General features: G+C 71.7%; 11 protein-coding genes. 3 read left to right on the plus strand and 8 right to left on the minus strand.

All coding sequences use genetic code 11. From position 1 onward, the window contains the following. Position 1: 1 nt before the first annotated feature. Both ACFVT2_RS18860 and ACFVT2_RS18865 read right to left on the minus strand, forming a co-directional pair. Positions 2-745, minus strand: a complete 744-nt coding sequence (locus ACFVT2_RS18860; RefSeq protein WP_390018959.1) for an HAD family hydrolase — start codon at positions 743-745, stop codon at positions 2-4. Positions 746-784: 39 nt separating this feature from the next. Next, on the minus strand, positions 785-1,348 hold the full coding sequence (locus ACFVT2_RS18865; RefSeq protein WP_390018961.1) for a sugar O-acetyltransferase: 564 nt from the start codon (positions 1,346-1,348) through the stop codon (positions 785-787). Between the two features lie 721 nt (positions 1,349-2,069). On the opposite strand from ACFVT2_RS18865, the gene ACFVT2_RS18870 reads away from it, so the two are divergent. Next, positions 2,070-3,185 (plus strand): SagB/ThcOx family dehydrogenase, encoded by a 1,116-nt coding sequence (locus tag ACFVT2_RS18870; RefSeq protein ID WP_390018963.1) that lies wholly within the window; start codon positions 2,070-2,072, stop codon positions 3,183-3,185. A gap of 85 nt (positions 3,186-3,270) precedes the next feature. On the opposite strand, the gene ACFVT2_RS18875 is transcribed toward ACFVT2_RS18870, so the two are convergent. Then, entirely contained in the window at positions 3,271-6,045 is a 2,775-nt protein-coding gene (locus tag ACFVT2_RS18875; protein ID WP_390018965.1) for an AAA family ATPase, read from the minus strand. 241 nt (positions 6,046-6,286) lie between these two features. Further along, complete coding sequence (locus tag ACFVT2_RS18880) at positions 6,287-6,637, minus strand: ArsR/SmtB family transcription factor (RefSeq protein ID WP_390018967.1); 351 nt, start codon at positions 6,635-6,637, stop codon at positions 6,287-6,289. 90 nt (positions 6,638-6,727) lie between these two features. Here ACFVT2_RS18880 and ACFVT2_RS18885 point away from each other — a divergent pair, with 90 nt between their 5' ends. After that, positions 6,728-7,705, plus strand: coding sequence for a zinc-binding alcohol dehydrogenase family protein (locus ACFVT2_RS18885; protein WP_390018969.1), 978 nt, complete (start codon positions 6,728-6,730; stop codon positions 7,703-7,705). Positions 7,706-8,051: 346 nt separating this feature from the next. Here the strand turns inward: ACFVT2_RS18885 and ACFVT2_RS18890 are convergent, their stop codons facing one another. The 4 genes from ACFVT2_RS18890 to ACFVT2_RS18905 form a co-directional block, all read right to left on the minus strand. Next, a complete protein-coding gene (locus ACFVT2_RS18890) occupies positions 8,052-9,035 on the minus strand; it encodes an acyl-CoA dehydrogenase family protein (RefSeq protein ID WP_390018972.1) in 984 nt (327 codons plus the stop codon). Next, positions 9,032-10,198, minus strand: coding sequence for an acyl-CoA dehydrogenase family protein (locus ACFVT2_RS18895; RefSeq protein WP_390018975.1), 1,167 nt, complete (start codon positions 10,196-10,198; stop codon positions 9,032-9,034). Before ACFVT2_RS18895 ends, ACFVT2_RS18890 begins: the two co-directional genes overlap by 4 nt. Before the next feature lie 47 nt (positions 10,199-10,245). Beyond that, positions 10,246-11,073 (minus strand): enoyl-CoA hydratase/isomerase family protein, encoded by an 828-nt coding sequence (locus ACFVT2_RS18900; protein ID WP_390018977.1) that lies wholly within the window; start codon positions 11,071-11,073, stop codon positions 10,246-10,248. Between the two features lie 61 nt (positions 11,074-11,134). Then, on the minus strand, positions 11,135-12,322 hold the full coding sequence (locus tag ACFVT2_RS18905) for a CaiB/BaiF CoA transferase family protein (protein WP_390018979.1): 1,188 nt from the start codon (positions 12,320-12,322) through the stop codon (positions 11,135-11,137). Positions 12,323-12,443: 121 nt separating this feature from the next. Between ACFVT2_RS18905 and ACFVT2_RS18910 the strand changes: the two genes are divergently transcribed. Further along, positions 12,444-13,370, plus strand: coding sequence for a LysR family transcriptional regulator (locus tag ACFVT2_RS18910; protein ID WP_390018982.1), 927 nt, complete (start codon positions 12,444-12,446; stop codon positions 13,368-13,370). Positions 13,371-13,432: the final 62 nt, after the last annotated feature.

Raw genomic sequence — 13,432 nt, forward strand, 5'->3', positions numbered from 1 at the left:
TTCACCGCGGTGGCACCGGATCGATGGCCGGCCACAGCCTCCGCACTTCGTGCAGGTCCGAGGCGACACAGTCAGCCGACGCATGGTCGAGATGACGCGTGAGGCGGGTCGGGACCGCAACGACGGTGCATCCGGCGGTTTTGGCGGCGGCTATCCCCGTCAACGAGTCCTCCACGGCAAGGCATCGCGCCGGGGGCACACCCAATTCCGCAGCCGCCACCACGTACGCCATCGGATCGGGCTTCTTCCTGGCCACGTCATCGCCCGACACGACCACCGAGAAATGCCGCTCGATCGCGAAGTGCCGAAGCCAGCGGGTGACCCATTCCCGGTCGGACGACGAAGCAACGGCCAACGGCCGCCCGGAAGAACGGAGTTCATCGAGCAGGGCGCCCGCTCCCGGCAGCAGCGTGACGTGTTCCGGAGTGAAGAAACGGTCCCACTGGACGGCGAGCCGGTCCTGCAACTCCGCATCGGTCAACGCGACCGCCGCCCGCTGCCGAAGGACCTCGAAAAGAGCCGGGTATCCGCCTACGCGACCACACACCTCGCGCGCCCAGAAGTCGGGGGTGAACTCGGCACCGCATTCCTCGAAGAGCGCCGAACAGGCCAGGAATTCCGGCCGCACCGAATCGATGAGCGTCCCGTCGAGGTCGAACACCACGGCGTCGAAGTCGAATGAGCAATCCACGTGTCCCCATCCCTCACCGGCACAGCCGGAAAAGCCCTTGTGGCGCGGCGCCACGTCGGCCCCGCGGCCGATACGGGACGGGCGCGCAACGCCTCAGCCGAGCGCCCGCACCACGCGCGCCGGGTTTCCCACGGCGACCACCTCGTCCGGAAGGTCCCGCGTCACGACGCTGCCGGCCCCGACCACCGTGTTGGCGCCGATCGTGACGCCCGGCAGGACGATCACCCCGCCGCCGAGCCAGGCACCGTCCTTGACCCGAATGGGTTGCGCGCTCTCCCACATGCCGTGCCGCAGCTCGGCGGAGTGCGGATGATTGGCGGTGTACAGCTGACAGCGAGGACCCATCCGGACGTCAGCGCCAATGGTGATCGGCGCGCAGTCGAGGAAAACGGCATCGAAGTTGATCCGCGACCGTTCGCCGATCTCGATGAAGAACCCGAATTCACAGAGGAATCGGGGCACCACCCGGACGCCCTGCGCGACGGATCCCAACAGCTCCGGAAGGAGCGCGTCCCTTCCCCGTTGGTCCCCGAGCGCCGTGGCGTTGAAGTCGTCCAGCAGTCTTTCGCACCGCTTGCGGTACGGCCGTAACGAGGGGTCGTTGGCCAGATAGGGCTCGCCACTCGCCATCCGGCTTTTGAGCTCGTCGAGTTCCACCGTCCACACTCCCCCTCAATGGCCAGGATGCGGTAGGAGCGGACTCCGGGCGATCGGGGGCCGGACAGGCCGGCCCCCGATCGAACTACCCGGACGCTCAGCGCTGGAAGTGCACCTTGATGGAGCGACCCTCGACCGGCTTGGCAGCGAGTGCAATCTTCTTCATCACGCTCTCCTTTCGGATGGTGAGCCCGTTTGGCTCGCTGCACAGTCAACCCGTGCGGTGACATCGACGGCATCAGTCGGACGACCGGTTCGGAACGGTCGGTGCTCGCCGGGCGGACCATCCGCCAGCACCCTCCGACGCGGTGACGTAACCGCCGCATCGGTAAGACGACTTGACTTACGCAACACGACCGGGAATTCCTCGGCGCGCCCGTCCGCATGCGCAGCCACGTCACTCTACTGATGCGCAAGGCAATCCCTTGTGACGACGGTGGGGGCGCCCACCCGGCCCTGTCACCTACCGGACGCACCGGACCGGTCGCCCGACGGATGCCGCCGCCCGCGTCGCACGGGTTCACTGGGCGTCGAGCCGAACGGGCTCTCCAACAGAGCCGAACGGGCTCTCCAACAGAGAGGAGTGCGTGATGAAGAAGATGGATCTCGCTGCCAAGCCGGTCGAGGGTCGCTCCATCAAGATTCACTTCCAGCGCTGAAGCATCACGAGATAACCGATCGGGGGCCGGACACACCGGCCCCCGGTCCTCAAGGAGAAGCCATGCTGTTGCGGCGCGCGCACAACCTCGTCTGCTATTGGCGCGACGGGTCCTTCGTCATCCAGAACTACCTCGGTGGCACACCGATCTCGCTCGCCCCGATGGCCGCCGACATCCTCGCCGCGTTCACCGACTGGACGACCGAGGACGACGCCCTGAAGGAATTCCCGGAATACGACCCGGACTCCTGCCGCGCGGCCGTGCGGGAACTGCACACCTTCGGTTTCCTCGTCTCCGAAGGCGAGAGCGAGCGCGACGGACTCCTGGCCACGCACTGGGAGACCTGGTCGCCGGAGGCCACCGCGCTGCACTTCTCCAGCAAGGACGCCGACTACACGGAATCACCGGAGGTCAACGACGACTTCCGGGCCGGAAAGCGTCCCGCTCTGTTCAAGAACTACCCGACCGCGGACCGGATCCTGCTGCCCCGCGGCCCGCTCGAAACGGATGCCGACTTCGTCCGGACCCTTTACCAGCGTCGCACCCACCGGAGTTTCGCGCAGGTGGCCCTGCCGCTGCCGCTGCTCTCCGGATTGCTGGCGATGGTGTTCGGCCCCAGCGAATTCCTCGACGGTCAGGACTTCGGGGCCCTGATGAAACGCACCAGTGCGGCGGGCGGCGCCCGCCACGAACTGGAGGCGTACGTCGGGATTTTCGCCGTCGACGGGGTGACCCCGGGGCTCTACCACTACAACTGCCTCGAACACTCGCTGGAACTGCTGGACGGCGCATTCACCCGCGAACAGGCGGCACACCTGTGCTTCGACCAGTCCGGGGTCGGCGACGCCGCGCTGGTGGTGTTCGTGACCGCCGTGGTCGAGCGCATGAGCAGCAAGTACCGGGCCCCCCGCGCCTATCGAGTGATGTTGCTGAACGCCGGCCACCTCGGGCAGACCTTCGCCCTCACCGCCACCGCGCTGGGCCTGGGGCCGTTCCAGACCGCGGCCTTCCGCGACAGCGAGGTGGAGGACGCCCTCGGTGTGGACGGTATCCGCGAAACCGCCCTCTACGTCCTGGCCGCCGGGATGCCGGACGACCAGTCGGACGCCGGCTACACCGCCGGACTCGACGCCTTCCAACAGGCGGTGCTGTACCCGCGGCACGACCAGGACGGCTGAGCGGATCCGGAGACCGCGTCGGGACGCGGCCACGACCCGCAGACCGACGCGGCCGGTATCGACCGCGTCGGTCAGCCGCGCCCGCTCAGGTGCGGACGGACGACGGCCGCTCCGCCACCTCCAGCCGCACCGCCCGCAGTTGGTGCCGGGAGGTGATGCCGAGCTTGGGGAACACCTTGTACAGGTGGTGCCCCACGGTGCGCGGACTGAGGAACAACCGCGCCGCGATGGCGCTGTTGCTCATCCCCTGGGCAGCGAGGCGCACGATCTCCAGTTCCCGGGGCGTGAGCCGGTGCGGCGCGTCGCCGGGACCCGGAGCCGGTTCCTCGACCTGCTCACCGGCGGCCCGCAGTTCGCACAACGCCATGTCCGCCCAGGGCGCGGCTCCGGCTGCCTGGAAGGACTTCAGCGCCTGGTGGAGGTGGTCCCGGGCGGGCTTGATGCGGCGGGCCCGCCGCAGCCACTCCCCGTAGTGCAGGTGGGTGCGCCCGGCTTCGAAGACCGAGGGGGCATCAGCCGTCAGGGCCGCGGCGAACAGGGAGTCCGCTGCGTCGTTGGCGGCGAGCAGGGCCCGGCACCGCTGCCATGTGGTGTGCAGGGCGGGCACGTTCGCGGGTGCGGCACAGCGTTCCCACTGCTCCAGTGCCGAACGGGCGAGCTCCGGCTGCCCGGCGCGCACGTACGCCTCGACGAGGTCGGGCAGCACGAGCCAGCTCATCATGAAGTGTTCCCCCTGGGCGCCGGGCGTGGTGACCTCGCGCAACAGTCGGGCGGCGCCGGACGCCTTGCCCTCGGCCAGGGCGTTCAGGCCCAGCGCCCAGTACGTGAGCGCCGCGGTCGACGCGATGCCCTGCGGCACGGCGAAGTCGAGGGCCTGCTCGGCCAGTTCGCGACACCGGTCCCCCTCGCCGCGGGCGGCCGCGATCCAGGCGAGCGCGGCGCGCAGGTCAGCGGCGGCGGCGCGTTGCCCGGTCTCGTCGGCGGGCAGGAGCGCTTCGGTCGCGTGGGCGGTCGCGGCGGTCCACTGACCGGTGATGAGCTGGAGCGAGACGAGGGGGAGGACCGACAGCGGAAGGGCCCCCAGCGCACCGTTCTTGCGCAGCGAGGCGACCGCCCGCTGGAGGGCGTCCAGCGCGGATTCGGTGTCGCCCATCAGGTGCGGTAGGAACGCCGGCGGCCACATCCACGGCCGGGCGTCGGCCGTGCAGTACCAGAGTGGGGCACGGTCGGCGGTGGCACGCGGGAGGTACGCCGGGGAATCGCCGCGGGGCGCCGCATCGCACGACAGACCACCCAAGTACGCGAGCTGCGCCCGGAAGTGGTCCGGAACCCAGCCCGTCGAGGAGCGGGTCCGGGCCAGGAGCGCGGCGATGCGTCCCAGTTCCTCCGGACGGTTCGCCACCCACGCGGAGCGGGCCGCCAGCACCAACAGCTCCTCGGCCAGCCCCGCGTCACCATCGAGGACGAGGCGGGCGCCGTCCAGGAGCGTGCGGCAGGCGAGCGCGGGGTTGCCGCCGGCGTGGATGACGGTGCCGCGGACCCGGGCCGACCGGGCGCGTAGCGCGGGCTCGGAGACCAGGGTCTCGGCCTCGTCGAGCAGGGGCAGGGCGTGCGCGGGATCGGAGGCTTCCCAGGCACATCCGGCGGCGTCGATGAGCCAACGTGCCCGGGCCCGGGGCGTGGTGGCGAACGCGGCGGCCCGGCGCAACGCACGACCGGCGGTGACCACCCCGCCCGCGCGCCGGGAACGGTCCGCGCAGAGCGCCAGCAGATCGGCCACCGTGTCGTCCGCGCCCATGGTGGCGGCCGCCAGGTGCCACACCCGACGCTCGTCGTCCGCGGCCAAGCCACGGGCCAGTGCGTGGTGCGCGGCATGGCGTGTGCGGACCGGAGCCGCTTGGTAGAGGGCGGAGCGGACCAGCGGGTGACGGAAGCGCACGCGCTGCTCGTCCAGGTCGATCAGCCCGGCCGCCGCGGCGGCATACAGATCGGCGGTCGCCGCATCCCGGTCGTCGCTGGCGTCGAGGATCACCGTGAGATCTCCGTCGTGCTCGATCGCCGCCAGTAGCAGGGCATCGCTGTGCCCGTCGGACAGCCGGGCCGTGCGGTCCAAGTAGATCTGCTGCAAACGGGTGTTGAGGGGGAGGTGTTCGGGGAGGGGAGTGCTGCCCCGCAACTGTTCGGCGGTGAGCGCGGTGGGCAGTTCGCACAGTGCGAGCGGATTGCCTTCGGCCTCGCGCAGCAGGCGTTGACGTACCGCGCGGACGGCCTCCGACGCCGTACGGGACAGCAGCTTCTCGGCGGCGTCGGGGGGCAGCGGCCCCAAGGCGAGCTCGGGCAGGCCCGGGGCGTCGAAGCGACCGCAGCCGTCCCGGGCGGCGAAGATCATCACCAGGCGCTCCGCCTCGATCCGCCGGGCGATGAAGGCCAACGCGTCGGCGGACGCCGGGTCCAGTCGGTGCGCGTCGTCCACGAGCACCGCCACCGGTGCCTCCTCGCAGGCGTCGGACAGCAGGGTCAGCCCGGCCAGCGAAACGAGGAAGCGGTCGACGGGGGCCGAACCCAGCCCGAACGCCGCGCGGATCGCCTCGGCCTGCGGATCCGGGAGCCGATCCAGCCGCGGCAGGAGCGGACGCAGCACCTGGTGCAGGCCCGCGCAGCACAGCTCGACCTCGCTCTCCACGCCGACGACACGCAGCACCCGGACGTCAGGAGGGACGGTGTGCGCCACATCGTCCAACAGCGCGCTCTTGCCGATACCGGCCGGGCCGCGCAGGACGACCGAGCCGCTCCGACCCTGCCGTGTGCCGCGGACCAGATCGGCCAGCCGCTGCTGTTCCCGCTCCCGCCCCAAGATCATGAGATCGGTGTCCCTTCGTCATGACGTCAGTCGCGTGACGGATGCTTCGTCCCCGCACGTGGCGGATGACTTCTGTCACTTGACCATGACGGGACAGCGGTGGTCCACGTTCTCCAACTTAAGTATGTCCGGGCAGGTCATGTGTCAGATGAGGGTCGATACCGCGGGCCGGTTTGGGCCTTCCGGTCGTACGGTGCGTCACGACCCAAGAGTCACAAGAGAGACATCGGCCACCGACGGCTCACGGAGTGAGCGGGTCGGGGCGCAGCGCCAGGGCGAGGAGTCCAGGGAACCGGGCGTCGAACTCCTCGCGGCGCAGACGGTTGACCCGCCGCGGCCCCGCGTCGCGCTGCTCGACGAGGCCCGCCTGGCGCAGCACGGCGAAGTGGTGGCTCAGCGCGGCCTTCTGCACCGGTACGTCGAAGCTGCCGCAGGCGCGGGTCCAGTCGGCGCTGCCGGCGAGTTCGCGGACCAGTTGCAGCCGGACCGGGTCGGCCAGTGCGGCCAGCGCGGTCTGGAGCGGGACGTCGTCGGGGTGGAGGTGTGTGGGGGCGGCCCGGTGGCCGGTGGTGTGCGTGGTGTGGTCTGCCATGTCGTACCCCCTTGCCCGGTGTTCGATGAGGATCATACACTCCGAGTGTTCGAAACTCGTTGAACACTCGATTCGGTGAGGTGCATCCGTATGCGTGCGGTCCGGTTTGAGCGGTATGGCGACCCGGAGGTCCTTTCGGTCGTGGAAACCGAGGCGCCCGAGCCCGGCCCCGGGCAGGTGAGCATCGACGTCGCCTTCGCCGGGGTGAACTTCGCCGACGTCAAGGCGCGGGCCGAGGGCTACCGCGTCCCCGCGCTGCCGTTCGTACCGGGACTGGACGTCTCCGGCCGGATCCGCGCGGTGGGCGAGGGGGTGACGGCGTTCCGCATCGGTCAGGAGGTGGCCGCCCTGATGCCCCACGGGGCGTACGCCGAAGTCGCCGTCGCCGACAGCGCGACCGTGTTCCCCGTACCGGACGGCCTCGACCTGCGCACCGCCGCCACCCTGCCCACCGTCCTCCCCACGGCCCATGCGCTGCTCCATGAAATCGGGCGGCTGGGGAAGGGGGAGAGCGTGCTCGTCCAGGGGGCGGCCGGCGGTATCGGCACGGTCGTCGGCCAGTTGGCGAAGGCCGCCGGAGCGGGCGCGGTCTACGGCGTCGTCTCCCGGCCCGACAAGGCCGACCACGCCCGCACGTACGGCTACGACGCGGTCTTCAGCATCGACGACTTCCCGGAAGAGGTGCGCCGGGCCACCGGCGGCCGGGGCGTCGACCTCGCGCTCGACCCGGTCGGCGGCGACACCTTCCGCCGCAGCCTGGACTCGCTGGCGGCCTTCGGCCGACTGGTCTCCTTCGGCAACGCCTCCGCGGCCGACCCCTGGCAGGTCGGCCAGCCTGAGCTCTACCCGATGGGCCGCTCCGTCGCCGGCCTCTCCGTCCTCTCCCTGGCACAGGCCGCCCCCGAGGCGCTGCGGGACCTGGCCCAACGCGCTTTCCGCACGGTCGCCGACGGCACCGTGGAACTCCCCGTCACCGCCGAATTCGCCCTCGCCGACGCCGCCGAAGCCCACCGACTCCTCGGCAGCCGAACCACCACCGGCAAACTGCTGCTCCGCGTGGGCGCCTAGGGTCTGCCCGGTGGGACAGGGCCCGGTAGGCCCTTAGGGCCTGTCCGGTGGATCATGGCCGGGGCCGCGGCGTCTGGCACGGCACTCCCCCAGCTAACGCTGGGAGGTGCCCCCCACGCCGCGTTGCCGAAACGTCCCAATAGCTCCGCTATCAGGCCGCTCCGGCGCCTTGCGATGCACCGCGCCAGACGCCGCGGCCTATCCGACCCTGATCCACCGGACAGGCCCTAGTCGCGACGCCCCGCCAGGCTTTGAGCTCGTCGGCCAGACGCTCGACGGTGTTCCGCTCTTCGTAGCCGGAGGGTCGGCGTCCGTAGGCTCGACCGAACCGCGGGTCAGTCGTGGGTCAGTCGCCGGTCACCTGCGGCCACAGCCGGCCGCTGTCGCCGTCGAGTACGCGCCGGCCGATCCTTTGCTGCCAGGCCCGTTCGCCGCTGTCCTCGTCACGCCAGGACCACATGCGGGTGGTGGCCAGGTGGAGCGGGCTGAGTTCGGTGAAACCGATCGCGCCGTGCAGTTGGTGGGCGATGCGGGTGATCTCGGCCACCGAGGCGGCGGCCTGCGCGGCTGCGAGCCACGCGGTGAACTCCGCGGAGTCCGGTTCGGCCAGGGCGGCCGCGGCCGCCTCGACGGCCGCGGCGACCAGGGCAGTCTCCTCGACGAGCTTGGCCTCCTCCTGCTTGACGGCCTGGAAGTGGCTCAGCGGTCGGCCGAACTGCATACGGGAGGTGGTGTGAGCGACCGTCAGCTCGACACAGCGGCGTGCCGCACCGGCGATCAGGGCGGCCCGCGCCAGGCCGGAACGCCATTCGGCCTCCCGGACCAGCGCGGCCGGAACGCGGCGGACCCGCTCGGCGGGGACGGCCACGTCGAGCAGTACCAGGTCGTCCCGGGGCTCGCCCGCCAGGTTCGTGCCCGCCACCTGCCGCCACTCGGCGGCTTCGAGGAGGAGGAGCACGGGTCCGCCGGACGGTCCCTCGGTCAGCACGACCGCGGCTTCGGCGTCCCGGGCCCACGGCACCCGGTGCAGCGTGCCGCTGACCCGCAGGGCGTCATCGGTGCCGGCGGCTCCCGACGGTCCGACCCTGCTGTCGGTGTCCACGTGGGTGAACCGCACGTCGAGCGGGCCGGCTGCCACCGTGAGCGGGCCGTCCGGGACGGCGAGCCCGGCCGCGGCCAGCAGCGGGCGTGCGACGAGCAGCGTCTCGGCGAGGGGTGCCGGCGTGCCGCGGTAGCCGGCTTCCCGCGCCAGGGCCACCAGCGTGGTCGGGGCCGTGTCGAGCGGCGGCAGGGCGTCGACGGCGCGTTCGACGGAGGATTCGGTGCTCATCGGGACAGCTCCAGACCTCGGGTGATGATGCCGCGCAGGATTTCGTTGGTGCCGCCGCGCAGTGTGTATCCCGGCGTATGCAGGATCGCGGTGGCCAGCAGTTCGGGGTAGCTGCCACGGGTGGCGTCGAAGCGGGCGGCGATCGGAAGGATCTCGCGGACCTCGTTGACGAGTTCGCCCTCGAAGCGGGTCCCGAGGTCCTTGACCAGTGCCGCCTGCACGTCGGCGGGGCGACCGGCCGCCAGCGCCGCGGCCACCCCCAACGACAGCTGCCGGATGGACGACAGGCGCGCGGTGAGCCGGCCCACGCGGGCCTGCTGCTCGGGACTGCACCCGCCGGTGCGCTGCAACTGTCCCACCAGGGCGGTCAGGAGCGGCAGCGTGGACAGGAAGCGCTCGGGCCCGCTGCGTTCCAGGGCCAGTTCGCCGGTGACCTGCTGCCAGCCGTCACCGGGGCGCCCGAGCAGCGCGTCGTCGGTGAGCTCGACGCCTTCCAGGTGGCAGTAGTTGAAGGTGTGCTCGCCGCTGAGGAGACGGATCGGCTCGACCCGGACGTGCGGATCGCGCAGGTCGACGATGAACTGGCTCAGCCCGGCGTGGCGGTCCTCGGACTCGTCGGTCCGGGCGAGCACGATCGCGTGGTCGTTGACGTGCGCGCCGCCCGTCCACATCTTGGTCCCGGTCAGCCGCCAGCCGTTGGCGGTCCGCTCCGCCCGGGTCCGTACCGAGGCCAGGTCCGAGCCGCTGTCCTGTTCGCTCATTCCGATCGAGAAGAAGCACGCGCCGGCGGCGATCCGGGGCAGGTAGTGGCTCCGCTGCGCCTCGGTGCCGTGGCGCAGGATGGTGGGCCCGGCCTGCCGGTCGGCGACCCAGTGGGCCGAGACCGGGGCACCGGCGGCCAACAACTCCTCGATGACGACGTAGCGTTCGAGGTTGTCGCGCCCGCCACCGCCGTACGTCCGCGGCAGGGTCATGCCCACCCAGCCGCGCCGGGCCAGACGGCGGGTGAACGCGGGGTCCCAGCCGGTCAACCAGGAGTCGGGCCGACCCAGGACGGTGCCGGCGGCCCGCTCCGCGGTGAGGAAGTCGCGCACCTCCTGTCGTAACTGCCGTGTTTCGCGGGGTAGTTGGACGGCGCCGAGATCGAGGGCGGAGAGGGTCATCGGGTGCTCCTCAGGCGGAGTGATGGGTACGTGGTCGGCGGTGGTGGTCAGGCGCCCGTGAAGTGCGGGCGGCGGTGTTCCCGGCGGGCCTGGATGCCCTCGCGGAAGTCGTCGGTGGTGGTCGTCACCGGCTGGGCGAGCGCCTCCCAGGTCAGCGCCCGTTCGACGGTGGGCTGGCCCTGGGCCAGGCCGCTCTTGGTCAGCCGGACCGCCAGCGGGGCCGCGGCGGCGATCTCGTCGGCCACGTCGAGCGCGGCCCGAAGCACCTGCTCGGCCGGCAGCGCCTCGTTCACCATGCCGATGGTGGCGGCTCGCGCTCCGCTGATCAGCCGCCCGGTCAGCAGCAGTTCCCGTGCCCTCGGCGGTCCGACGGCCTCGGCGAGCAGGGCGGTGGTGGCCATGCCCGGGTGCAGGCCGAGTCGGACGAACGGCGCGCCGAGCTTCGCCTCCGCCGCGGCGTACCGCAGGTCGCAGGCCAGGGCCAGCGCCAGCCCGGCGCCCACCGCGTGGCCGTTGAGGGCCGCCACGGTGGGGACGGGCAGGTCACGGACGGTCAGCCAGGTCCGGTAGAAGTCCGACAGCTGGGCCCGGGTGCCGGGGAGGCCCTGGCCGTGTCGGTCGGCGAGTTCCCCCAGGTCGGCGCCCGAGCAGAACGCGGGGCCGGTGCCGGTGATCACGACGGCGCGCAGGTCGGGGTCCTGGCGCAGGGACCGCATGGCGCGCCGCCACTGTGCGGTCAGCCGCCCGGTCATGGGATTGCGCTTGTCGGGATTGTCGAAGGTGAGCACCGTGACGCCGTTCGGCCGGTGCTCGACGCGCAGCGGTTCCCGCTCGTTCGGCGCTGCCTGTTCGTCCAGGGGTGCTTGCTCGTGCACGGGTCCTCGATTCGGTCCGCGGGTGCGGGCGTTGGTGACTGTTGCTGTTGCTGTTGATGGCTCAGGCGGACGGTCGGTGGCCGATCTCGGCGAGGACCTCCTCGGTGTGCTCACCGATCCGCGGGCAGTGCCGGTGCAGGCCGGCCGGCGTGGCCCAGAAGCGCACGGGTTGGCCGATGAGGTGGTAGCCGCCCTCGGTGGGGTGCTCGGCCTCCCGGAGCAGACCGCCTTCGGTGGCGTAGGCGCTGGTGGCGGCCTCCGTCAGGCTCAGCACCGGGGCGGCGGGGATGCTGGTCGCGTCGCAGAACTCCTGCCATTCCGCGTTGGTGTGCCGGGTCGTGAACTCACCGACCAGTACGTAGAGTTCGTCGGCGTTGCGGACGCGTGCGGTGAACGACGCGAAGCGTGGGTCGTCGGCCAGTTCCGGGCGGCCGACGAAGGCGAAGAAGTCACGCCAGTTGCGGTCGCTGTAGGGCAGGATGCACATCCAGCCGTCCGCCGTGCGGGAGGCCGTGCGGCGGGGGCTGAGTGCCCGCGGGTAGCCGATCGGCCCTGCGGGCGGGTTGAGGGTCGCCGCTGCCAGGTGCTCGACGAGGTTGAAGGCCAACATGGTGTCGGCCATCGGGACCTCGACGTGCTGGCCTTGGCCGGTGCGGTCACGATGGTGGAGCGCGGCGAGCACCGACTGCACGATCACCAGGCCGCAGATCTTGTCGGCCAGCACGGTGGGGACGTAGTACGGGACGCCGCTGACCTGCTCGTTCAGCCACACCAGGCCGGATGCCGCCTGCACGACGTCGTCGTACGCCGCGTGCCCGCCGAGGGTGGAATCGCTGCGGAAGCCCTGGGCGTTGAGGTAGACCAGGCCGGGGTTGACGGCCGCCACGTCCTCGTAGGCCAGGTCGAGGCGCCGCAGGGCCTGCGGGCGGACGTTGGTGAGGAGGACGTCCGCGCTCGCGAGGAGGGCGAGCAGCGCGTCGCGGCCGCCCGGGGCCTTGAGGTCGAGGGCGACGCTGCGCTTGTTGCGGTTGAGGTTGAGGGTCATCACCCCCATCCCGGGGCTGCGGGTCGGCGGGTAGTGGCGGGTCAGGTCACCGGTCGGCGGTTCGACCTTGATGACGTCCGCCCCCAGGTCACCGAGCTGTTGGGCCGCGTACGGGCCCATGATCACGCTGGCCAGCTCGACCACCCGCACGCCGTGCAGTGGACCGACGCCACCGTCACCGTCCGCTTCTCGCCCTGTCGACATGGCACGTCTCCGATCTCCGCCGGGGCCGGCTTCGCGCGCCGGACCGTTGACAGCCAGTCAAATCCTCGGCGCCCCATATCGTCCAATACTTCTTTCCGGCGACTTCCATATGCTGTGCAATATGGAATTGACCCAGCGCATCCTCCAGCAGGTCGTCGTGTTGGCCGAGGAACAGCACTTCGGCCGCGCTGCCGAGCGGCTCGCCATGCGGCAGCCACCGCTCAGCCAGGCGATCCAGCGACTGGAGCGCGGCCTCAACGTCACCCTGTTCGACCGCCTTCCGCGGGGGGCCCGGCTCACCCCGGCCGGCCGCGCGTTCGCCGAGGACGCCCGGCGGCTGCTCGAAGCGCAGGCCGCCGCCGTGGACCGGGCCCGGCGGATCGCCAGCGGACACGAGGGCGAGCTCCGGCTCGGGTTCATCAGCAGCCTCGGCTACGACTTCCTGCCGCGCCTGCTGCGCCGCACCCACGCGCAGTTGCCCGGTCTGCGGCTGCACCTGGGCCAACACCCCTCCGCGGAGCTGGTCGACATGCTCCACGCCGGGACGCTCGACCTCGCGCTGGTCCGGCTCCCCGTCACCGGCACGGAACGACTGACCGTCCGGCGGATCGGCGTGGAACGGCTGGTTGCGGTCCTTCCCGAACACCATCCGCTCGTCGTCAAGTCACGCCTCGACCTGCGGGAACTCGCCGAGGAGCAGTTCGCGGTGCCCAAGCCGGGCGCCCTGCCCGGGCTGGCCGAGCAGGTCGCGCTGGCCTGCGCGCAGGCCGGCTTCACGCCCCGACCGCGCGGCCAGGCGGACGACCTGCCGGGGCTGCTCAGCTACGTCGCCGCCGGCCTGTGCCTGGCGCTCGCCCCCGAGCAGGTACGCACGCTGGGCATCCCGGGCGTGGCCTACCGTCCCCTGCACGGCGATTCCCCCTACCTGGAGACCGCGGTCGCCGCCGTGCACCGCTCGGACGGCCCCGACGCCGCCGTGCAACAGGTCCTGAAGCTGGTCGACGCCTGCGACCTGCCGGCCGACGCCGGGTCGCCGACCGGCCCCTGACCGGGCCCCGCCAACTACCCTGTGCTCAGGGGTGGGCGAGCGACGTTGCCGCCTGGTACGCG

It is taken from the genome of Streptomyces sp. NPDC058000 (genome assembly GCF_042886435.1).
Lineage (GTDB): Bacteria > Actinomycetota > Actinomycetes > Streptomycetales > Streptomycetaceae > Streptomyces.

Excerpts from the sequence above, each read along its gene's own strand:
- ACFVT2_RS18870 (WP_390018963.1), top strand. The coding sequence starts at position 2,070 with ATGCTGTTGCGGCGCGCGCACAACCTCGTCTGCTATTGGCGCGACGGG.
- ACFVT2_RS18875 (WP_390018965.1), bottom strand. The coding sequence starts at position 6,045 with ATGATCTTGGGGCGGGAGCGGGAACAGCAGCGGCTGGCCGATCTGGTC.
- ACFVT2_RS18880 (WP_390018967.1), bottom strand. The coding sequence starts at position 6,637 with ATGGCAGACCACACCACGCACACCACCGGCCACCGGGCCGCCCCCACA.
- ACFVT2_RS18885 (WP_390018969.1), top strand. The coding sequence starts at position 6,728 with ATGCGTGCGGTCCGGTTTGAGCGGTATGGCGACCCGGAGGTCCTTTCG.
- ACFVT2_RS18890 (WP_390018972.1), bottom strand. The coding sequence starts at position 9,035 with ATGAGCACCGAATCCTCCGTCGAACGCGCCGTCGACGCCCTGCCGCCG.
- ACFVT2_RS18895 (WP_390018975.1), bottom strand. The coding sequence starts at position 10,198 with ATGACCCTCTCCGCCCTCGATCTCGGCGCCGTCCAACTACCCCGCGAA.
- ACFVT2_RS18905 (WP_390018979.1), bottom strand. The coding sequence starts at position 12,322 with ATGTCGACAGGGCGAGAAGCGGACGGTGACGGTGGCGTCGGTCCACTG.
- ACFVT2_RS18910 (WP_390018982.1), top strand. The coding sequence starts at position 12,444 with ATGGAATTGACCCAGCGCATCCTCCAGCAGGTCGTCGTGTTGGCCGAG.